The organism is Bacteroides sp. AM32-11AC (genome assembly GCF_003603515.1).
GTDB classification, from domain to species: domain Bacteria; phylum Bacteroidota; class Bacteroidia; order Bacteroidales; family Bacteroidaceae; genus Bacteroides; species Bacteroides uniformis.
Window position 1 is genome coordinate 109,790 of the sequence record NZ_QTNH01000005.1, and the last position, 23,260, is coordinate 133,049.

The 23,260-nt window shown below is 43.1% G+C and carries 14 protein-coding genes; 6 read left to right on the forward strand and 8 right to left on the reverse strand.

The annotated features are described in order from the left end of the window. Window positions 1-16 precede the first annotated feature (16 nt). From DW800_RS06870 to DW800_RS06895, 6 genes are all read right to left on the reverse strand, one after another. Window positions 17-3,049, reverse strand: a complete 3,033-nt coding sequence (locus DW800_RS06870) for a M14 family metallopeptidase (protein WP_117703646.1) — start codon at window positions 3,047-3,049, stop codon at window positions 17-19. Beyond that, window positions 3,046-4,191, reverse strand: coding sequence for a beta-aspartyl-peptidase (gene iadA, locus DW800_RS06875; protein WP_009037984.1), 1,146 nt, complete (start codon window positions 4,189-4,191; stop codon window positions 3,046-3,048). Before iadA ends, DW800_RS06870 begins: the two co-directional genes overlap by 4 nt. A 15-nt stretch (window positions 4,192-4,206) precedes the next feature. Further along, window positions 4,207-5,601: a C4-dicarboxylate transporter DcuC gene (dcuC, locus tag DW800_RS06880; RefSeq protein WP_057087225.1), complete on the reverse strand. Its 1,395-nt coding sequence runs from the start codon at window positions 5,599-5,601 to the stop codon at window positions 4,207-4,209. Between the two features lie 116 nt (window positions 5,602-5,717). Beyond that, window positions 5,718-7,517 carry a RagB/SusD family nutrient uptake outer membrane protein gene (locus DW800_RS06885; RefSeq protein WP_022401142.1) on the reverse strand — a complete coding sequence of 600 codons (1,800 nt, stop codon included), beginning with the start codon at window positions 7,515-7,517 and terminating at the stop codon, window positions 5,718-5,720. 42 nt (window positions 7,518-7,559) lie between these two features. Further along, window positions 7,560-10,595, reverse strand: a complete 3,036-nt coding sequence (locus DW800_RS06890) for a SusC/RagA family TonB-linked outer membrane protein (RefSeq protein WP_009037981.1) — start codon at window positions 10,593-10,595, stop codon at window positions 7,560-7,562. A 296-nt stretch (window positions 10,596-10,891) separates the two neighbouring features. Beyond that, a complete protein-coding gene (locus DW800_RS06895) occupies window positions 10,892-12,550 on the reverse strand; it encodes a DUF6377 domain-containing protein (RefSeq protein ID WP_035449344.1) in 1,659 nt (552 codons plus the stop codon). A 403-nt stretch (window positions 12,551-12,953) separates the two neighbouring features. On the opposite strand from DW800_RS06895, the gene DW800_RS06900 reads away from it, so the two are divergent. Beyond that, window positions 12,954-15,206, forward strand: coding sequence for an inorganic phosphate transporter (locus tag DW800_RS06900; protein ID WP_117703666.1), 2,253 nt, complete (start codon window positions 12,954-12,956; stop codon window positions 15,204-15,206). A 50-nt stretch (window positions 15,207-15,256) separates the two neighbouring features. Here DW800_RS06900 and DW800_RS06905 read toward each other — a convergent pair whose 3' ends face one another. Then, a complete protein-coding gene (locus DW800_RS06905; protein WP_008664002.1) occupies window positions 15,257-16,687 on the reverse strand; it encodes a CCA tRNA nucleotidyltransferase in 1,431 nt (476 codons plus the stop codon). Between the two features lie 129 nt (window positions 16,688-16,816). On the opposite strand from DW800_RS06905, the gene DW800_RS06910 reads away from it, so the two are divergent. Then, entirely contained in the window at window positions 16,817-17,647 is an 831-nt protein-coding gene (locus DW800_RS06910) for a hypothetical protein (RefSeq protein WP_117703645.1), read from the forward strand. 68 nt (window positions 17,648-17,715) lie between these two features. Here the strand turns inward: DW800_RS06910 and DW800_RS06915 are convergent, their stop codons facing one another. Then, entirely contained in the window at window positions 17,716-18,117 is a 402-nt protein-coding gene (locus DW800_RS06915; RefSeq protein WP_005827060.1) for a response regulator, read from the reverse strand. 86 nt (window positions 18,118-18,203) lie between these two features. On the opposite strand from DW800_RS06915, the gene DW800_RS06920 reads away from it, so the two are divergent. The 4 genes from DW800_RS06920 (at window position 18,204) to DW800_RS06935 (ending at window position 23,111) form a co-directional block, all read left to right on the forward strand. Then, a complete protein-coding gene (locus DW800_RS06920; protein ID WP_117703644.1) occupies window positions 18,204-19,838 on the forward strand; it encodes an ABC-F family ATP-binding cassette domain-containing protein in 1,635 nt (544 codons plus the stop codon). 83 nt (window positions 19,839-19,921) lie between these two features. Then, window positions 19,922-21,298 carry an FAD-dependent oxidoreductase gene (locus DW800_RS06925; RefSeq protein ID WP_005833075.1) on the forward strand — a complete coding sequence of 459 codons (1,377 nt, stop codon included), beginning with the start codon at window positions 19,922-19,924 and terminating at the stop codon, window positions 21,296-21,298. Between the two features lie 62 nt (window positions 21,299-21,360). Next, entirely contained in the window at window positions 21,361-21,771 is a 411-nt protein-coding gene (locus DW800_RS06930) for a DUF6769 family protein (RefSeq protein ID WP_005827068.1), read from the forward strand. Window positions 21,772-21,890: 119 nt separating this feature from the next. Further along, window positions 21,891-23,111, forward strand: a complete 1,221-nt coding sequence (locus DW800_RS06935; protein ID WP_005833077.1) for an efflux RND transporter periplasmic adaptor subunit — start codon at window positions 21,891-21,893, stop codon at window positions 23,109-23,111. Window positions 23,112-23,260 lie beyond the last annotated feature (149 nt).

Sequence of the window (23,260 nt, forward strand, 5' to 3'; positions counted from 1 at the left end):
TTTATATATCCAATTCTTATTTTATAAGTCTACTGACAAACAGTCCCTTTCCTTCCTCAGCCGGAATAACACAGAAGTTTACGAAACCACAGACAGACTCCGGTTCAAGCAACGTGGCAACCAAATTTCCTAAAGGTTGTGCCAAAGGTACCAACCAACTACCTATTGGAAGTTCTACATTATCTTCATAGACATCCGTTTCTACATTTACCGGATGAATCCCCTCCCATTCCTTCTCTGCACGATACAGACGGGTTACTTTGTAACGCTCAACTTTTGCTTTTTGTACACGGGTAACTTGCTCAATGTGTACACCCAACGCTCGAAGCTTACATACTGCTTCTGTACAGAGAGCATCGAGCAGATAAGCCTTAGGGCGAGTACGCACCAATTGAGGTGTTACTTGCATGGCATCAAGGGTTGGCAGTTCAGTCTTAAACAGTTCATTGGCCTTATAATCGATAAAAGAGACTACATGACGTACAGTATCCGAAGTGAAAGTAACATATATCGGTTCAGTAGCTTTCAAGGTGCGCTTCCTGGCTTGTTCTATCTTACGTTTAATTGAAGCACGATGTTGCGCAGCAGTAACCAACGTTTGCCGTGCCACCAAGAAACCGCACTCACTACGACGTGCAAAACACTCCGGTCCCAATCCAATACCTCTTATTTCGACAAAAAGCGATACAGCCCCCGTCAATGCTTGAAAAGTAGAACTGGACTGCGGACTTTTGGCACCTTTTACAAGAACAAGGGAACCATCTGCCACACGGGGAGTGAAGTAGAAACCGGAAGTATAACCGGCACTATTTAAAACGACCTCTGCCTCACGACGAAAAAGTTCTTCAGACAGCACACGTAAAGCTAAAGGCGCATTAAGATGTCCGGTAGGTAAAAAAAGTACATCAGCAGCATTTGCTGTCGGCACTCCACGTAATAAGTTAAACTCACGACGTAAAGGTGTATATTCATGAATATCAAGAGCTACGTCCGGATTCCATTGCTGATAGGACTGCTTCAACAGCAAAGTGACAGCATCCTCTAATTTGCTCTGATCGCGATTCAAATCGTAGCCATCGGCTGAACGACGTTGCTGAATGGCATAACCATCAACATTGGCTATAGGAACCAAAGCCACAGCTATATGATTCAGCAATTCACGTCCTTCTTTTTCACAAAGTAAGTAACGAACAAGCATGCATACAGCCTCAGCACCTGCCGGCTCGTTACCATGCAGTGCCGCTTGAATCCATACCCTTACCTTCTTCTTGTCGGGAGTACCCAAATAAAGTACCGGAATGGTACGTCCTTGTTTGGTTACACCAATATTCTCCATATATGCCAAACCCGGAGAACGTACAACCAATTGTTGTAAATAGTCCTTTATCTCATCAACCGATGCCAATCCGCTACCGTAAGGTTTACTTAGAGTAGGTGTCTCACGGTCAAATTTGGGGTTAGGATAGAAACTTGCAGTTACTCCGGCAGGTTGCTTCGACTGATTTCTATTCCATAACACAAGATTAGCTAATACCACTTCTTGTGCTATCCTCTGTAAATAAAGAGCTGTTTCAGACGGTAGACCTGCATAATAATCGCTGCTAAAAGGCTCACCAAAAAAAATTGCATAAAAGACACAAGCCGCCAGATAACTGCCTGCAGGACTAGGATGGCTGCCATCAGAATTATACAACTGCAAACTTGGACACTCTCTACGTACACGTCTCCATGCCTCACCCACAGGAGCACAATAAGCATCAAGGACATCAGCCATCTCCAAATAGCTTTCCGTAAGTTGCTGCTGCATTCCTTCATAAGTATCATTATTACGCCCCCATGTCATATAACAGACACTTTTTCCTTTTGGGGCATAAAGACGGCGTAAACTATCTAACTGCGCCGCAGGATGGAATACATTCTTCTTTACCCATTCCTTTTCACGAGTAGGTGCCTTGCTCTGTTCTTGCATCACCATATAATCCCATCCTCCTTCACGAATCGCCTCTAATGTTTGCGTATTGGCTGCATGCTGTCTCAAGTACCAACCAGGGTTAGCAACCTGGCGCACTGATATTTTTTTTCCACATGAGGATGCTAACGATTGGACTTGCCATGGCAAACGATTAAAAAAAGTATAGCTATTACCTATAAAAAGTACCCGTAAAGAATCTGTCGTCAATAATGGCACAGCTTGTTTCCCCATAGGGACAGCCTCATGCCCGATGCCGCACTCTTCTATCTTGCGCCAATGACATTCCCAACCACGGGATGCAGCCAACTGGTGAATATAAAGCCAGAAACTACGCCCACGCTCCATACGGTTTCGTCCTTGTCGTTCAGCTTCAAGAGTCTTGCGTAGAAAAGACTCACGTATCGTATCTCCCAAAGCCAGCTGTAGTATGATAGGTTTTGACAAGTATTTTTTTATCTGTTCAGATGAAATATAGGGGATACCAGCCGTACCATAAGGATATGTCTGGGCCAAATCTGGAAAAGTATACCAACCGGGAGAACTTATAATAGCTTTTTCCACATAAGGACTATCGTGAAAAAGCATGAAACGCTGTACGAATTGCCCACCAGCAGAATGACCATAAATCATATATCCTTTGCGCATGCTTCCCGTAAATTGACGCACATATTCAAATAGTTTATCAACCAACACTGGTGTAATTTTTTCGGGAGCATTAGCTACTGTATGGGCAGCATTCATCACCCCCACCTCCTGATAGTCTGCCAAAGGATAAGATTTCAAATCAAAGTGAGGTATAAAAAGCATAAAACCCTTTCTCTCCGCTTCTTCTTTCCAACCGTCCAAAAGATAACGATAACCGCGGTCTCCTCCTTCAAAGACAAATACAATAGGCATTTGTTTAATATCCCCCTGGGAAGGTATATAATAATGTACATCTACCGGGCGATCGGCAAAAGGAGGGTATTGACTATAAGTGAAGAAATGTTCACCTCTTGGCCTTTCCAAAGTCTGTTTCGCTATTGCAGATAAACAAATACAGAGGAATCCAATATAAAATATAATCAGCTTCTTCATAATTCGTACCTTCCCTTCTTTACTATTGTACCATCTTGCATTACAAATTTACCACGGGCAATGACATCTGTAAGCTGCAAATCTTCCGCCAAAAAACACAAGTCTGCATCTGCTCCTTGTGCCACAATACCTTTAGCTCGTAATTTCAGATTACGAGCCGGATTGGATGTTATCAATGTAATCGCCTGTTCCAATGGTACCCCCTCCTCATTGACTAATGCAACTACCTCCTTGAAATTTAAATTCAAAGGAGCAGGACGATAAGTTATTTCTCCAGTTTCAGGATTCACTCTGCGTACGCCACCATGGCCATCACTAGAAAAAGTAATGCGATCAAGGGGGACACCAGCTCGCAATGCACGTATCACACAACGATGGGGAGTATCAAACTTTGAGCCACCAGTCGAAAAATCAATCATTCCACCTAATTTACCAAATTCTACAGCCTGCATAAAAAGAGCTTCAGTACGTATCAGATGAGTAGGAGACAGATAAGATATCAGTGTAGGATAGTGACGAGCAATATTGAGTAAGGGCTCAATACCTTCCGGAAGTGCTCCCAAATGAATGTGGAGAATTCCTCCTTTACCAGATGTAAATCCCCCTAAACGTACCTGATGTATAATACGTAATATCTCTTGCTCTGTCGGAAACGGACTACGGTCATCACTCATCGCCAGCTTACAGCCAATAACTTTATCTATGAAGATAAGATCGTCAGCCACACTATTCATCAATGTTTTGGTAGGCAATCCGTAATAACTTGTCAGCATATAAGCCGACAATCCGTCATCGTCAATAGCTTTGGCCTTGGCATAAAGCGTAGTAAGTTCTTTGGCAAATCCATCAGTACCAAGCATACCCAATACAGTAGTAGTACCACATGCCACCAGTTCGCTCATAGTCACCTCGGGGACTAATGAGGCATAACCTTGTTGCCCTCCTCCACCAGTAATATGTACATGCTGATCTATAAATCCCGGAGTAACAATTTTACCTTGCACGTCAATAGTATGGCAAAATGATTCATTCAGTTCAATTGTCTTTGAAATATGCGCAATCTTTTCTCCGCATAGCAAAATGTCTGTTTTACCAAGATAGGCAGGAGCATATAAATTTGCATTCTTTATCAATGTAAACATAGCTGTCGATTAATTTTAGAAAGTGATAAGATGATAAAGTATCAAGAAAACAATTCCTCCTATTAAAGGAAATGTATTACGCCTTGCCAACTCCACTGATGACACACCGGCTACCCCGGCAATGGCAACAATGACTCCGGCAATAGGAGATGCGGCACGTCCCATGCTTGCCGCCAACTGCAAAGGAAGTATCAATGAAAAAACCGGCAAACCAAGCTGAGTGGCTATATCCGGCAATAAAGGACCAAATGAAAAAAAGGCTGCATTGCCACTTCCCATCAGCATGGCAGCTCCAAAAATAATGAGAGTAAAGACTGCGGCAATAGCTAATCCCGAAAGTCCGATATGAGAGGAATAACCCACCAATGAATCAATAAATCCCAAACCAATCAGTCCTTTAGAGAAAACTTCTGAAGCTACAATCAATGTTACAACTGAAGTAAACACATTTCCCATGCCTTTCCAAAAACTTGCAAAAACGTTAAAAGTAGTACGCACACTACGAGTATGAAACAACACAAATACCAATGATAAGAACAGAGAAAAAAGCATAGCAGTAGTGGTACCCAATGTTACAGTAGGCTGAAACAGTCCCACAAAAGGTGAAAAGAAAATGAGAAGAGCCAAAGGTAATACCGGGAGTAGCGCAAAAGCCAATGGAACATCCGGTTTTTCTACTAATGAGGTTGCAGTCACATTTGACACCTGCAATATGCCATCCTGCTGTTTCTTTGCATCTTTTTTATCAAAATAACGGTTATTGAAATAGAAGAGTACCATTACAACCAAGGAAGTAGGAATTACTAAAGGAAGTTGATGAGTGATGAAATATTCCACATTGGATTGTCCTATCAATTCGGCAGCCATAGCAGTATTTGCCGACCCCGGTCCCTGATCAAATAGAGTAGCAGCGGCAATGACTGACAATGCTGTAAGTTGGCTTACTCCCAAACTAATTAAAACAGGATAAACCGAAGCCACAAGCAACAATCCTAATCCGGCAGCTGAAGGAGTAGTAATAAAAAGTAATTGTCCAATAGGAATAACTATAGTAGCCGCCAAATAAGGATAACGTCGAAAAAGACCTAATGGCTTCATGGAAATATAGACCAATGCATTAGTAGCCTTTATGTTATTCATGAAAGCTACATAACCGCCAATTGTCATTATCATAAACCCTGCACGCGCCAAATTAGAAAGAAAAACTTCCTCTATCATCCTTACCAAATCAAACACCACCATTCCCGTAGCTTTACTAGGTACTACCGAATGCACTTGCATGAAAAAAGCAGCTGTAAGCATTAATAAACCGGAAAGCATCAAAAGACCTTGAGGATTGAGCTTACGATAAAGACCTACCGCTGTAATCCCTACCATAAGAAGACTAAAAATGAAAGCCAATTCGGACATGATGTATCAAGATATTAAGTTTTTGTTTTCTTTTGAATATATGAATCTAAATCAGATATAAACACCGATATATACAAAGCCGTTTATATGCGGTATTTATATCTGACTATTATCTATCAATACCCCGGATTATTTTCCAAAGGATTACCAGTATTGGCATCAATGAATGATTGCGGCAGCGGGAAAAGGACAGGAGTTTCATATTCATCCATACCACGTCCTGCAATACCAGCTATCTCATTGAGTTCACGCATGCGACGTTTGAAATAGTTATTGGTATCACGTTCGTCACCACCATTTTCTTGGCAAACACGTACCAATGTATGACGACGTTCTTCCTCCGTAAGCAGTTCACGGCTGCGTTCATCAAGAATGAAATCCATACCACCGATTCTAAGATCATCTTCAGTAATACTTACAGCATTGGAACGATTACGTACTTTATTTATCCATTTAATGGCCTCGCCTACTTGATTACTCTTGTAAAGAGCCTCTGCATAAAGTAAATATGTATCTGCCAAACGTAAATAAACAATGTCCGCATAGTGTCCATCATTAGCTGCATTAGCCAAAATAGGTGGAGTATAATCCCATTTACGAGTAGTAGGCCAATCATATTTTTTAATGGAAGTAGAAGTTAGCATGGCTGCATTAACCGTAGTATCAATAAGTGCAGTACCACCTAAATCAAATACCTTAGTTACATTGCCGGCAGCATCTACATCATTAATACTCCATACGATAGCATTGGCAGATACACGGTCATCTTGTTCTCCCATTCCTTTATAATTGTACAAACGAAGTGCTCCTCTGGAAGGAACTACACGTCCGGCTCCCTTACCACCATTAGCTTGCCAAAAGACTTGTGCAAATGAACCTTCACCACCGTTATTGATATAGTCCGGATTATGCTGGTTTGTCTTTTTACAATCGCCATCATTAGCATAATAGTTCTTATAAGTTGTAGTCATATAGACATTTGCAGTACCATAGGCACTATTCTCCTCTTCTGTGTTAATGAAAGCCAGTAACACCTCCGTATTTCCATCAGCATACATAGGAGTATAAAATACGTCAATAAAAGGACATCCATCATTGGAAGCATTACTACCAAAGCGTTGATTTATAAGGGAATATTCTCCACTTTCCACTAATGGTTTCAGTACTGAAACTGCTTTTTCAGCATTACCTTCTGCCAAATAAAGTTCACCCAAATAGTGACGTGCCACAGCACCAGAGACTTTACTATTATTAGAAGTACGCAAAGGAAGGTTATCGACTGCAAACTGGAAATCTTCTGCCATCACTTCGCGAATACTACTCAAGGAAGCACGGTCCCAATCATCACGATAATTCAATCCTGTAATTTCTTGTGTTGAAAGGGGCACTGCACCAAATGAATAGGTAAGGTGACGGTAAGCCCAAGCACGGAAAAAGCGAGCTTCGGCCAACACCTCATTTTTACGATTTTCAGCATCAGCACCACTTCCCCAGTTAATGCCATCATTGTCAGCTCTTGAGATAACCATATTGGCAGTGTTGATGATACGATATCCCCACTGGAAAATATTATTCCAAATAGCAAGATCAGTGTAAGTTATCTCTTTGGGATTGTAGAGGAACTTCATTTCCGCATGACTATTATTGGCCCATGAATTATCTACCCCTCCACCCCAGGCAGAATGCAGACAGAGCGCAATACTTCCTCCCATTGCATCAGCACGGCGATACTCTGCACGCATAAGACCATAAAGAGGCGTTATCATCGATTTAAATCCATTGTAATCTACAAGTAAATTTTCAGGATAAAGTGCATCACGAGGATCTTCCTTAAGAAACTTATCCTCATTACAGCCGCCCATAGTGAGCAATAATACTGTAAACACTAAGACATTGAAATATGTTATTTTTTTCATATGTGCAATTTCATTTTAGCTTTTTATGATATATTACTCTCATCAAATATCTAACTTTAGTCCAAAAGTGAACGAACGTACTGGAGGAGCAGCCAATTGATCATTGAGAAATTCCGGATCCATACCTGTCCAGCCAGTTATTGTAGCCAAATTCTTAATGTTCATGTAAAGATTGAGCCGTTTGATGAAAGTACGACGCAACCATTGTTGTGGGAAATTATAACCCAATGTAACGTCGGAAATACGTAAGAAATCTGTCTTTTCATAGAAACTGGCTCCCTCTGGATTCACATCACTATTCAAACTATTTTTCGGATAGCTATTCGTAGGATTCTCTGGAGTCCAAAAATCCACCAAAAAGCGGTTCTGGCGATATGAATTATGGCTTGTATCATACAAGGCATTCAGATGGGTTTGTCCTAACTGAGCCGTTAAGAACACACTCAGAGTGAAGTTTTTGTACTCAAAAGTGTTCATCAAACTCATATTTACTTTAGGAATAGCCGACCCTATAATAGTCTTATCAGCCGTTGTAATATCGTTACCATCTACATCAAGGTATTTCACATATCCAGGATACGAATTACGATAGTTAGGATCTTGCTGCCCTGTCGGGTTAGACGGATCAGCAATCTGCCATACACCGATAATTTTATAATCATAGTTCACATTGATAGGTTCACCAATAAACCACTTGGAAGCCACATCATCAACCGGCTTTCCATTAGCATCATACAAACCAACATCTACAATCTCCGAACGATAGTGTGAGAGGTTGAAAGAGGTGCTCCAGCTAAAACTCTTATGTGTAATGTTATTAGAAGTTATCTGGAATTCAAAACCACGATTACGGGTCTGTCCACGATTCTCAGTAATAGAGCCAGTACCATTAATGGTAGGAATAGAACGGGAAAGCAGCAAATCTTTGGTTTTAGACCAATAAATATCAAATGAACTCTGAATACGTCCATTCCAAAGTGCAATATCAAAGCCAGTATTAATAGATGTAGTAGTTTCCCAACCTAAACCGGGCGAAGCTAACTTCGACGGATAGAAACCAAACTGTGCAGTATGATCATCATTCAGATAATTGTAAGTTGAAAGATTAGGTAGTGTACTATAAGCACTGATAGCCTCATTGCCATTTTTACCCCATGACAAGCGATATTTCAGATTGCTAATGGTTTCACTTATAGGCTTGTCTTTAAAAAAAGATTCATTGGAAATATTCCATCCAATAGCGGCTGAAGGAAAAACGCCGAATTTAGAACTTTCACCAAAAGCGGAGTAACCATCACGACGAGCAGTAAGAGTCAACAAGTAACGATCATCATAAGTATAATTCAAACGCCCCATTTGTGAAATATGATTTTCTTTATAATAATTGGAATTACCAGACATTGTGGCAGCTTTAGAAATCTGGTAATAATACATCACATCATTGGGAAAATTCTTACCTTCCATTGTATTCTGTTCATATTCCTTGCTTTGAGCAGAATATAATCCTGTGAAAAATATACGATGTTTGCCAAATTCACGTTGATAAGAAATAATATTCTCCAAAATCCATTCTTCTGAATGCCAGTCATCAGTATTCAATACGCCATTAGCACTAGCTCCTTCGTAGGTATCCAAACCTTGATAATTCTTATAGGAGCTGTTTTGGTAAGTGAAGCCTGTATTCAATTTATAGCTCAGCCCTTTAATAAAGGGAAACTTTACCTCAAGCACATTATTAGTGATAACCTTTGCACGAATATCTTTTGTCTTATTATTAAGAGATCCCAACGGATTAATGCTGAAAGCTGAAGAGGAGTCCTCAGTAGCAGAAAGTGTAAGTGAACCATCCTCGTTATAAGCACGTCCCAACGGAACTTGTTTTATAGCCCGCCAAAAAGAAGCACTGCTACCACTACGATCGTAGCGACCTAACTGTGTAGTAGTAGAAAATTTCAACCAACTATTAAACTCCTGATCAAGATTGAAACGTACATTATAACGCTTGAACTCATTGCCTACCGCAGTTCCTTTCACATCCGTATAGTTCAATGAAATGAAATAGCTGGTTTTGTTAGCTCCACCACGGAAAGAAAGGTTATGCTGTTGTTTTATACCGGTCTGTGTTGCCAACTTCATCCAATCAGTACTCTGACCGGCAGCATACATAGCTAATTCAGTAGGAGTAAAGTTATCTAACCAAGGTTCAGGATTCTCTTCTGTAGGAGGAGTAGTATTGGTAGCCTTGAAAGCTTCAGATTTATACTTATAGAATTCTTTGCCATTCATCATACGAGGTAAATTGATAGGCTGGTCAATAGTAACATAAGTATCGTATGATACCGTCAATCTGTCTTTCTTACCGCGCTTAGAAGTAATAAGGATTACACCGTTAGAACCGCGAGCACCATAAATGGCTGCTGAAGAGGCATCCTTCAATACTTCTATACTCTCTACATCATTGGGATTGATTTCCGACCATGGACCATCAAAAGGTATTCCATCAAGAATAACAAGAGGTTTATTATCGGCCGTAATGGAGTTGTTACCACGAATACGTGTAGTAGTAGACGAACCTTCAGCATTACTACCCGTCACACTAATATTCAATCCTGGAACTGCTCCTTGCAAAGATTGAATCAAATTAGCTTGTGGGCGACTTTCAAGTACATCCGAGTTAACTGAAGCAACCGAACCTGTAAGATCACTTTTGCGCTGTACACCATAACCTACTACTACCACCTCATCCAGTGCCTGGTTATCTTCTTTCAGTACAATCTTTAACGATGATGCGTCTTTCACCTGCAATGTCTTGGATATATACCCAATGAAACTTATCTCCATTACCGCCCCCTTAGTCACTGAAGCGAGTTTAAAGTTTCCTTCTACATCGGTAATGGTGCCCGTACCCGTACCTTGTATCACTACATTGGCACCGATTATCGGTTCTCCTTGTTCATCTGTCACATTTCCGTTAATATTCCATGTCTGTGCATGAAGTGAGCTTGAAAGTGACAGCATCCACATAAGACAGACAAGCAAAATACCACTTGCGTCTCTCGATTTTTGTCTGGTTTTCATAAATTACATTTTTAAGTTAATAGGAACTTGTGTGTAAAAAATCTCGAGAGCAAAATTAGACAATGTAACAACCGATTATATTCACAGGTAGAGGATTTGGTAAATTCACAAAGTTATATATTACTGATTATCTTTCAATTACAGACAGACTCAATAGATTTTCAGTAGTGATTTAAATTAAATCGGTAATCAAAAACATGTATATAGATAATTGCCATTCGATAGTATTAAGCTATTGAATGGCAATTATCTATATACATGTGGGTAAAAAATGAGAGAAACGCTCAGTCTTCAAATTACTTTTTACAAACCTCTTTCACAGCTCGAAGAAATTCCTCCTTACTGAGCGAAGATTTATTTAAAGTTATAGAACGATTATTATATACGGTTTGCAGTGAACAGTGCAAAAATTCTGCAATCTTCTCACTATCCGTTACCCCCATTCGTATCAAAGCATGAATACGAAGTTCTGTATTAAGCCGCCCAGACTTCACTTCAATATGTTCTTCGGGACGTAGCAAACTATTGAAGTGCTCTACAAAATCAGGGTATAAATGTAGAATAATGGAATCAAATTTCTCATAAAAATCCTTCATTTCATCGCTCATGGTAGAAGTAGAACTAATCATCTTCTTTAAATCTTCAAGTTGCCCAGCCTTTAATTTACGGTTTAACTTTTTACGATACTCCTCCATACGGCAAATATAGGATGAACAAAGTTTGAATACCTGACCAATATACTCCTCCTTAATATAATTTGTGTCACGTAGAACCAAATTGAGCTTTTGCAGTTCACTATTAAGACTCTTCAATCTACCATTGGCCACATGTAGCTCAACCAAAGCTTTCCTACGTCTTCTTGTTTGCCTTCTCAAAAAGAAAAGAGCTATCAGCAATACAATAGTGAGAAAACTAATAAATAAAAGGAATAGCTTTAGCTGCTTCTGTTGCATATGATCACGTTCAATGTAGCTTTGATGTATCCTTCTCTGCAACTTCTGCTGATGAAGCAGTCGTACACGGCTCTTAAAAGTTATACCGATATCAGAACAATAAGTACTATAACGATAGGCTCGGTCCAACTGACCTTGTTCATATAAATAGGAAGCCAATGCATACAACGAACCAATATCACGATTCACAGCATATACATCAGCAATACCTGAGAGAATCATATTTTCCAGCCACTTGGTATGGTTGTGTTCTTTTTCATAAAGTAGAGCCAAGTTATAAGCTAAAATAGAATAATTACGACTATTAGGTAGAAGACGTTGTTTTTCCTTTTCCAACTCATCCCTAATGGCAATACGTTGTGCACCGGGAACATCTTGATATTTCCACACACGGCTATAAAGGTAGCGTGGCTCGTCAGGAGTGGCCGTCTGCAATACTGAATCTGAATATAACGCATAAAGTTGACCATAATGCTCATGTAATGCATCATCACCTAATGAATAGAGTTGCAACCGCGAGCAGAGAGTACGCATCTGACCATAATAACGCGAACGTAAGTAGCGAGGCATACTGGAAGAACAGAGTGAATGCATTACTTCAGAGGCTTGACTAAGCAAGCCATTAGCCGTATAAACAAAACCAATACCTAATAAAGATTCAATCTCACGATTCTTATCATGATATTGTCGTGCTAAATCAAGGCTTTGTGTAGTATACTTCATAGCCGAATCTGCATCATACACGCGATATTCTTGATAAATAGCCTGATTAAGTTCATACTGTTTCTCAAATGCCTTAGATTGTCTTAGTGAATGCTTCAACGCCTCTATTCGCTCCTCTTTCTGCAAAATAAGTTTATCAGAATTATCTATCAGACTATCTAATTGAGTAAACAATGCCTCATTTGCCTTAGCAGCACTATCTGAGATATGCTGCTTGCATCCAGCACAAAAAAACAAATATAGTAAGAAGAATAGGTTTAAACAAAAATGGTTTTTCATATTTCTATACTCGTTGGTAGAATTCATTTATTTAATAAATGAATTAAAAAAGTTACATACATCTTTGATTTTTAATATCAAAGTTCTAATTACAATCAATTCTACACACAACTTGTATGCAATATTCGCAAGAATTCTCGACATCTGCAAACAATTAACTAGTAATTTGGCTGCTTAACATAGAAATAACCAAATACGAAACACAAAAGCATCCACTCTTCTATTATACTTATATTGTTACTCTTAAATGCTTAACATTAATGATTATTGGGAGAATAAGAGCAATCGCTCTTAGCACAATACCATTCTATTCCAAAACATTTGTAACATTTCTGTAACATGTATGACATTTCCCTGCAACACCAAACTCTTTCCTTTGCAGCCGGAAATAAAATACATGTCTATGGAAACAATTTATCTGGGTATCGTCATCTTTCTGTTCGTACTCGCGATTTTCGACCTCGTGGTAGGTGTCAGTAATGATGCGGTCAATTTTCTTCAGTCGGCTGTCGGAGCAAAGGCAGCATCTTTCAAAACCATACTGTTCATTGCAGGCATTGGCGTCTTCATCGGTGCGGCACTCAGCAATGGCATGATGGACATTGCACGACACGGCATCTATCAACCGGAGCACTTCTACTTTGCCGAAATCATGTGCATTCTGCTTGCCGTCATGTTGACGGACGTCGTGCTATTAGATGTCTTCAACACTATGGGAATGCCTACCTCCACCACTGTATCCATGGTGTTCGAACTGTTGGGAGGTACGTTCGCACTGGCGCTCATCAAGGTCTATAATAGCGATGCATTGGGACTGGGCGACCTCATCAATACAGACAAGGCACTGTCTGTCATCATGGCCATTTTTGTATCCGTAGCCATTGCCTTCTTCTTCGGTATGCTGGTACAGTGGCTGGCACGTATCGTGTTCACCTTCAACTACAAGAAGAACATGAAATACAGCATCGCGCTGTTCGGTGGTATAGCTGCCACCAGCATCATCTACTTCATGCTGATAAAGGGGCTGAAAGACAGCTCATTCATGACCCCTGAAAACAAGCAATGGATACACGACAATACCGCATTGCTGATAACCGGTTTCTTTGTATTCTTCACCATACTGATGCAGATACTGCATTGGTGCAAGATAAATGTCTTCAAAGTAGTGGTTCTGATGGGTACTTTCGCCCTCGCTCTTGCCTTTGCCGGCAATGACTTGGTGAACTTTATCGGTGTCCCCCTCGCAGGATATTCCTCATTTATTGACTATACAGCCAATGGTACGGCCGCCGGCCCCGACGGATTCCTGATGTCCTCACTCCTCGGTGCAGCCAAAACCCCGTGGTATTTCCTTATCGGTGCAGGCGCCATTATGGTTTATGCACTCTGCACATCCAAGAAAGCCCACAACGTTATCAAGACTTCCGTGGACCTTGCCCGCCAGGATGACGGTGAAGAGAACTTCGGAAGTACCCCGATAGCCCGTACGCTGGTACGCTTCAGCATGACTCTGGCTAACGGAATATCCAAAACGATGCCTGAAAGCAGCAAGCGGTGGATGAACACACGCTTCCAGAAGGATGAAGCCATCATAGCCGACGGCGCCGCTTTTGACTTGGTTCGCGCCTCCGTCAATCTCGTATTGGCTGGTCTGCTCATCGCCTTGGGAACTTCCTTGAAACTTCCCCTTTCCACCACTTACGTCACCTTTATGGTAGCCATGGGTACATCGCTTGCCGACCGTGCCTGGGGACGTGATTCGGCGGTATTCCGCATTACGGGTGTGCTCAGCGTTATCGGCGGTTGGTTCATCACTGCCGGAGCAGCGTTCACCATCTGTTTCTTCGTAGCACTGATTATCCATTTCGGCGGTACGGTTGCCATCCTGGCACTGATTGGTCTGGCAGTCTTCATGCTGATTCGTAGCCAAGTGATGTACAAAAAGCGCAAGGAGAAAGAAAAAGGCAACGAGACCTTGAAACAGTTGATGAAGAGTACGGACAACAATGAAGTCATCGAATTGCTCCGCAAGCATACCCGTGAAGAACTGGTGAAGATTATGGAATTCACAGAAGAGAATTTTGAACGTACCGTCACTTCCTTCCTACACGAGAATCTACGCGGACTGCGTCGTGCCATGGGCTCAGTAAAATTCGAAAAACAACTCATCAAGCAGATGAAGCGTACCGGAACACTTGCCATGTGCCGTCTCGACAACAATACCGTACTGGAAAAAGGACTCTATTACTATCAAGGCAACGACTTTGCCAGCGAACTGGTGTACAGCGTAGGCCGTCTTTGCGAACCTTGCTTAGAGCATATAGACAATAACTTCAATCCGCTGGATGCCATTCAGAAAGGAGAATTTACAGACGTAGCCGAAGACATCTGCTATCTGTTACAAGTATGCCGCCACAAGCTGGAAACGAACAATTATGATGAACTGGAAACAGAGATTCGCAAAGCCAACGACCTCAACGGACAGTTGTCTCACCTGAAACGCGAAGAGCTGCAACGCATCCAAAGCCAGAGCGGCAGCATCAAAGTCAGCATGGTATACCTGACTATGATACAAGAAGCCCAGAACGTAGTGACCTACACCATCAACCTGATGAAAGTAAGCCGCAAGTTCCAAGTAGAAAAAGAAGAGTTATAAGTTATAAGTTATGAGTTATAACGCATGGTACATAACATGCAACTTATAACTCATAACTCCTTAAGCCCCATCTTCTCCGCCCGTTGCAACATAAATGCACGGGCGGCTTCGTATTCATTGGGAATGATGCCGTCCAAAATGGCATCCTTAATGGCACTCTTCAAGGCACCTACCTGCTGGCAAGGAGAAAGGCCGAAAGTCTTCATGATTTCTTCACCACTGACCGGAGGCTGGAAATTACGGATACGGTCGCGTTCCTCCAAATCCTTCAGCTTCTGGCGTACCAACTGAAAATTATTAAGGAAGCGTTTCTTACGCTCCATATTCTTGGAAGTAATGTCGGCTTCGCACAGTGTCATCAGGTCGTCTATATCATCACCTGCCTCAAACAAGAGACGACGCACTGCCGAGTCGGTCACTACATCATCCGCTATCACAATGGGACGCATGTGCAGGCTCACCATTTTCTGCACATATTTCATCTTCTCATTCATAGGGAGCTTCATCTTGCGGAAAATATCGGGTATCATCTTCTCGCCAATGAAATTATGGTTATGGAACGTCCAGCCCGCACGGGGTTCCCAACGCTTGGTGGCAGGCTTGGCTATATCATGCAGAAGAGCTGCCCAGCGTAGCCAAAGGTTGTCGGTCTTCTTGCTGATGTTGTCGAGTACTTCGAGCGTATGGTAGAAATTGTCCTTATGGGCGCGTCCATTGCGCGTCTCCACGCCTTGCAGCCTGACAAGTTCCGGGAATATCAGTTCCAGCAGACCACAGCGGTCCAGCTCAATGAATCCCTTAGACGGAATAGGTGACAAGATGATTTTGTTCAGTTCGTCTGCAATGCGTTCTTTGGAGATGATGGAGATGCGTTCGCGATTACGCTCCAGAGAATCGAATGTCTCATCGTCAATATAGAATCCCAGCTGGGTGGCAAAACGGACACAGCGCATCATGCGCAAAGGGTCATCACTGAAAGTTATATCAGGGTCGAGGGGAGTCCGGATGGTCTTTTCCTTCAAGTCTCCAATACCGCCAAAGGGGTCGACCAACTCGCCATAACGCACCCGGTTCAGGCAAACAGCCAGTGCATTGATGGTAAAATCACGGCGGTTCTGGTCATCCTCCAATGTACCGTCCTCTACAATAGGCTTGCGGGAATCGTGTGTATACGATTCTTTTCTTGCACCCACAAACTCAACTTCCGTACCATAGTACTTCAATTGTGCCGTACCGAAATTCTTGAAGACGGAAACATGCGCCCCACGCCCCAGACGCTTACCCAGCGCCTCGGCCATGGCAATGCCACTGCCTACCACCACCACATCAATATCCTTGGAAGGACGTTGCAGGAAAATATCACGTACATATCCACCGACTACGTAACATTCCAATCCCAATTCATCAGCCGTTTCGGATATCCGCTTGAATATATCATCACTAAAATATTGCTTCAGTTCTTCTGCCGTCAAATCTATCATAAATAATGCGCTAATGTAATGAATACGCAAATGTGTTAATGGTCTATTAGCACATTTGCACATTAAAATGCTGCAAAGATAAAGATATTATTTCTATTTTTGTGGACTCTAACTCCAAGAACAACAAATATGAAAAAAGTAATACTCCTTGCATGCCTATGCTGTACACTCTTCTCTTGCGAAGATGTGGAGAAGAAGGCCGGTGAAAAACTACAAGCTGCCCGCGAAGCGTTTGAACTCGGCAACTACAATGAAGCGAAGATTCTGATTGACAGCATCAAGATGCTCTATCCCAAAGCGTTTGAAACTCGCCGTGCAGGCATCGGCCTGATGCAGGAAGTGGAACTGAAAGAGCAGGAAAAGAGCCTGGTCTATCTGGACAGTATGCTTCAAGCCAAGCAAAAGGATTTCGATGCAATCAAAGGGAAATACACTTTTGAAAAAGATGCCGAATACCAGAATATCGGCAATTACCTTCATCCTTCCCAAGTGATAGAAAAAAATCTGCATCGCTCTTTCCTTCGCTTCCAGGTAGACGAAAACGGAGTCATGAGCATGACTTCCATTTATTGCGGAGCCCATAATATCCACCATGTGGCCATCAAAGTCACTGCTCCCGACGGTAGTTTTGCCGAAACACCCGCCGCCAAAGACAGCTACGAAACCACTGACCTCGGTGAAAAGATTGAAAAGGCAGACTTCAAACTGGGAGAAGACGGAAACGTCATGGGGTTCCTTTATCTGAACAAGGACAAGAATATCAAAGTCAACTATCAAGGGGAACGTCCCTATTCCATCACCATGACTGCCGCCGACCGCCAGGCCCTTGCCAGCGTCTACGAACTGGCACAACTGCTGTCATCCATGACGGAAATAAAGAAGAATATGGAAGAAGCCAATCTCAAAATCGAATTTGTAAAAAAGAAGATGGAAGAGAGAAAAGACAATGCACAAGAATAAAAAGAAGGAAACCGGATGATATATTCATTACTTAGTCATCCGGTTCCCTTTTTATTATCAGTAAAGCCTTACCAAACTAATTTAGGTAAATAACGGCTCAGACATGTACGCAAAGCAGACAGAGTGATGGGTTTTACCAACACTTCCGAGGCTCCGCACTCCAAGGCTTTTTCGCGGTCGGCAGTAAAGGCGTAAGCGGTCTGCATAATGATGGGAAGTTCCTTATCCTTCTTGCGAATAATCACCGTAGCATCCAGCCCGTTCATAATAGGCATTTTTATATCCATCAGAATAGCTTCCGCCTTGTCGCGATTCTCTTCGAACAAATTTACAATATCCTCACCATTCTTTGCCCATAGTATCTCGCATTTCTTGCCGATAATAGCCTTTATCAGTTTAAAGTTACTATCATCATCTTCCGCAACCAGAATAAGCGGACGGTAATCTCCTGACACTTTTTCTATTTCCATGACCTATGCGTTTTGTTTATATAGGGGCAAAGATATAAAAAATAATAGATTTGCACTATCTTTGCAGCTCATTAAAAAAATATATAATGATTTCTATAGACGGGCTGGCCGTAGAATTCGGCGGAACTACTTTATTCAGTGACATATCTTTCGTTATCAACGAAAAAGACCGTATCGCCCTGATGGGTAAAAATGGAGCGGGGAAAAGTACATTGTTGAAAATCCTGGCAGGTGTAAGACAACCTACCCGTGGAAAAATCTCAGCCCCCAAGGACAGTGTCATAGCTTACCTTCCACAGCACCTTATGACGGAAGACGGACGTACCGTATTCCAGGAAGCGGCGCAAGCCTTTGCCCACCTGCATGAAATGGAAGCTGAAATAGAGCGCCTCAACAAGGAACTGGAAACGCGTACCGACTACGAAAGCGACAGCTACATGGAACTTATCGAGAATGTCTCCGCCTTAAGCGAAAAGTTCTATGCCATCGACTCCACCAATTACGAGGAGGATGTGGAAAAAGCACTGCTCGGACTGGGCTTTGTACGCGAAGACTTCAACCGCCAGACCAGTGACTTCAGCGGCGGATGGCGCATGCGCATCGAGCTTGCCAAGCTGTTGCTGCAAAAGCCTGACGTGCTGTTGCTAGACGAGCCTACCAACCATCTGGACATAGAATCCATACAATGGCTGGAAGATTTCCTTATCAGCAATGGAAAGGCTGTCATCGTCATCAGCCACGACCGTAAATTCGTAGACAACATCACCACCCGTACCATTGAAGTGACCATGGGACGGATATACGATTACAAAGTAAACTACTCCAAATACCTGGAACTCCGCAAGGAACGCCGCGAACAGCAACAGAAAGCCTACGACGACCAGCAGAAGTTCATTGCCGAAACCAAGGAATTCATCGAACGGTTCAAAGGCACCTACTCCAAAACCCTGCAAGTGCAAAGCCGCGTAAAAATGCTGGAGAAGCTGGAACTGCTGGAAGTGGATGAAGAAGACACTTCAGCGTTACGCCTCAAATTCCCTCCTTCTCCCCGCTCAGGCAATTATCCCGTCATCATGGAGGGAGTAGGGAAAAGTTACGGTGACCATGTGGTCTTCAAGAATGCCAACCTCACCATAGAACGGGGAGACAAGGTTGCTTTCGTTGGTAAGAACGGTGAAGGAAAGTCAACGTTAGTGAAGTGCATCATGAAGGAAATAGAACATGAAGGCACCCTCACGATAGGACACAACGTGCAGATTGGATATTTCGCACAAAACCAGGCCTCATTGTTGGATGAGAACCTGACCGTATTCCAGACCATCGACGATGTGGCAAAAGGGGAAATCCGCAACAAGATACGCGACCTGCTGGGTGCCTTCATGTTCGGTGGCCCCGAAGAGTCCATGAAGAAGGTCAAGGTGCTTTCCGGTGGAGAGCGCACGCGCCTCACCATGATAAAGCTTTTGCTCGAACCGGTGAATCTGCTGATACTGGACGAACCGACCAACCATCTGGACATGAAAACCAAAGATATCCTGAAGCAAGCGTTACTGGATTTTGACGGTACCCTTATCCTCGTCAGCCACGACCGTGACTTCCTGGACGGACTGGTAAGCAAGGTATATGAATTCGGCAACAAACAAGTGAAAGAGCACTTGAGCGGCATCTACGAATTCCTTGAAAAGAAGAAAATGGACTCCCTCCGCGAACTGGAACGATAAGCATCTGCTAAACCCGGCGTCCGAACAAATGGCCGATACATATTGTTTTCATTTTACTAAACACTTAACTAAGAGATATTAAAATGAAACAATATGATGCCATCATAATAGGATTCGGCAAGGGCGGCAAGTTATTGGCCGCCGAACTGGCCGAACGGAATTGGAAAGTAGCCATCGTGGAACGTTCCCCTCAGATGTACGGAGGAACATGTGTAAACGTAGGATGTATCCCTACCAAAGCTCTGATTCACGAATCGGAATATGCGGAAAAAAGATACTATGACGATTATAAGAACCAGTCCAAACTGTATGCACTTGCCGTGGCGCGGAAAGACAAGCTTGTATCCTTCCTGCGTGAGAAAAATTATGAAAATGTAAAAAACAAGCCTAATATAACCCTCTATGACGGAACTGCTTCTTTCTTGTCCGAAAATACAATCCGTATAGTCTCCGGCAAGGACGAAACGATTCTTGAGGGAAAAGAGATATTCATCAACACCGGGTCCACCCCTATCCTGCCTGCCATCGACGGACTCAAGGAGAGCAAGTACGTATATACCAGTGAGACCTTGCTGCAATCGAACAAACTGCCCGCACACCTGCTCGTCATCGGCGGCGGTGCTGTCGGATTGGAGTTTGCCACTATGTATGCAGGCTTTGGAAGCCATGTCACACTGCTGGAAGCGGGAAACCGCTTTCTGCCTAAAGTGGACCGCGACATTGCCGCCTCCATGCTGGAAGCATTGAACCGAAAACGTATCAATGTCCGGTTGAACGCCCGTGTCCAATCCGTGTACGACACAGCCGAAGGAATAACTCTGACCTATACGGACAGTGCAAACGGCACTCCCTACTACCTGAAAGGAGATGCCTTGCTGGTAGCCATCGGTCGCAAGCCTATGACTGCAGAGCTGAATCTGGAAAAAGCGGGTATACAAACAGACAAGCGGGGAGCCATCGTTGTCGACAACCAATTACGGACTACAGCCCCACACGTATGGGCCCTGGGGGACGTAAAAGGAGACGAACAGTTCGACTACTTGTCCATCGATGATTTCCGTATCATCCGTAATCAACTCTTTGAAAACAAAAAAAGGAGTACAAAAGACCGGTATCCAATCCCCTTTGCCATTTTCACCGACCCACCGCTGGCACATATAGGACTGACGGAAGAGGAAGCGATGAAGAACGGTTATTCCATACATGTGGCACGTATCCCTGCTGCCATGATTCCACGTGCCCGTACGCTACACAGCATAGACGGTATGCTCAAAGCTATTGTAGACATCCATACCGGACGGATTCTGGGTTGTACCCTACTTTGTGCCGATGCACCAGAAGTAATCAATACCGTAGCATCAATCATGAAAACGGGACAGCGTTACCATTTCCTGCGGGACTTCATTTTCACCCACCCCAGCATGAATGAGGGATTGAATATGTTATTCAAACCTTTTTAGCATTTTCTATTTGGTAATTAAGTCCTTAACCTCTATCTTTGCATCCGTCCAAAGATAGAGGAATGAAAAAGAAACAGTACATAACCTATATTCTTTTTTTCATCAGCTTGATAATGCTGGTGATACCCGTCATTCCCCACCATCATCATGCCGACGGAATGATATGCATGAAGAATGATATCACCGCCGATTGCTGCGGACACCGTCATAGCCCGGGCAACGAGCACTGCTGTTGCGACACGGGATGCATGACAACCCACTTTGTACAACAGACGCCCAGCTCTTCCAATGATGTGTGTTCACATCCGGATGCCTTGTGGGCAGTTACCCTACTCATTGAACCTTTTTCCAAGTTACTCATCCTACCCGAGTTTGACATAAGCAGGCAGGAGTGTATCTATCTGGAATCTCTTCATAGCACATTTATCATATGTGCTACGGGACTTCGTGCCCCTCCGTCTCTTCTTGCTTAACTGTTACCGGAACATCACCGGGACAGATTTCTATCCGGCATAAGGAACAATGCAATTTGGTTGCACGCCCTATGCCCTAACTTTGTATTCAAAATCAAAAAGTAAGAACAAATATCATCATGAAAAAAGTTATTTTCATGGGAGTCTTGGGATTATTCCTTTTAGGCTCCTGTAACAGTAAGTCCGGAGACAGCCACGAAGGACATAATCACGAAACAGAAGAGCACAATCATGACGGACATGACCACGAGGGACATGACCACGAACATGAGGGACACAACCATGAGCACGAAGAGCAGGAAAACCATGCCGGAGGAAGCGATGAAATCATCCTGCCACCAGCAAAGGCGCAAGCTGCCGGCGTAGCAGTCAGCACTGTTGAACCGGGTAGTTTCCATCAAGTCATCAAGACCAGCGGCCAGGTGATGGCAGCCCAGGGAGACGAGAGCGTAGCCGTAGCTACAGTAGCAGGCGTGGTTTCCTTCAAGGGAAAAGTTATCGAAGGAATGAGTGTCAGCAAAGGTACTCCTTTGGTGGTATTGTCATCCAAAAACATGGCCGACGGAGACCCGGTGCAGAAAGCCCGGATAGCCTACGAGGTTTCCAAAAAAGAATACGAGCGTATGAAAGCGCTTGTAGGCAACAAAATCGTATCTGAAAAGGAATTCGCGCAAGCCGAACAGATTTACGAAAATGCCCGTATCAGTTACGAGGCAGTCGCAAAGAACCATTCGGCAAGCGGCCAGGCTGTTGTTTCTCCCATCAGCGGTTATGTGAAGAATCTGTTGGTGAAAGAAGGGGACTACGTCAGCGTCGGCCAGCCGTTGGTAAGCGTCACCCAGAACCGCAAGCTTTTCCTGCGTGCGGATGTATCCGAAAAGTACTATCCTTACCTAAACAGCATCGGTTCTGCCAACTTCTGTACTCCTTATAATAATAAGGTATATACATTGAAAGAACTGGGCGGGCGCATGCTTTCTTATGGAAAGGCTTCGGGTGAGAACGGATATTATGTACCCGTAACTTTTGAATTCGACAATAAGGGAGACGTTATTCCCGGCTCGTTTGTAGAAGTATTCCTATTATCCTCACCAATGGAGAACGTGTTGTCTCTTCCTCACAGTGCGCTGACCGAGGAACAAGGCAGCTTCTTTGTCTACCTGCAACTGGATGAAGAGGGCTACAAAAAACAGCTTGTCACCCTGGGTGCCGACAATGGCGAAAGTGTACAAATCCTTTCCGGCATAAAAGCAGGCGATCGCGTCGTAACCCAAGGAGCCTATCAAGTGAAGCTGGCATCGGCAACGAATGCTATTCCGGCACATAGCCATGAACACTAATCTCATGTACAATTTGACAATTTACAAAGTACCATTTCGCTATGCAGTATAAGGGTTACGTGACGAATGGGGAGTGTAAAGTCAGATAAACAAGAAATATTAGATAAAACAGCAAGTGCGGCTGACATTGCGCAGCCCAATTGTACATT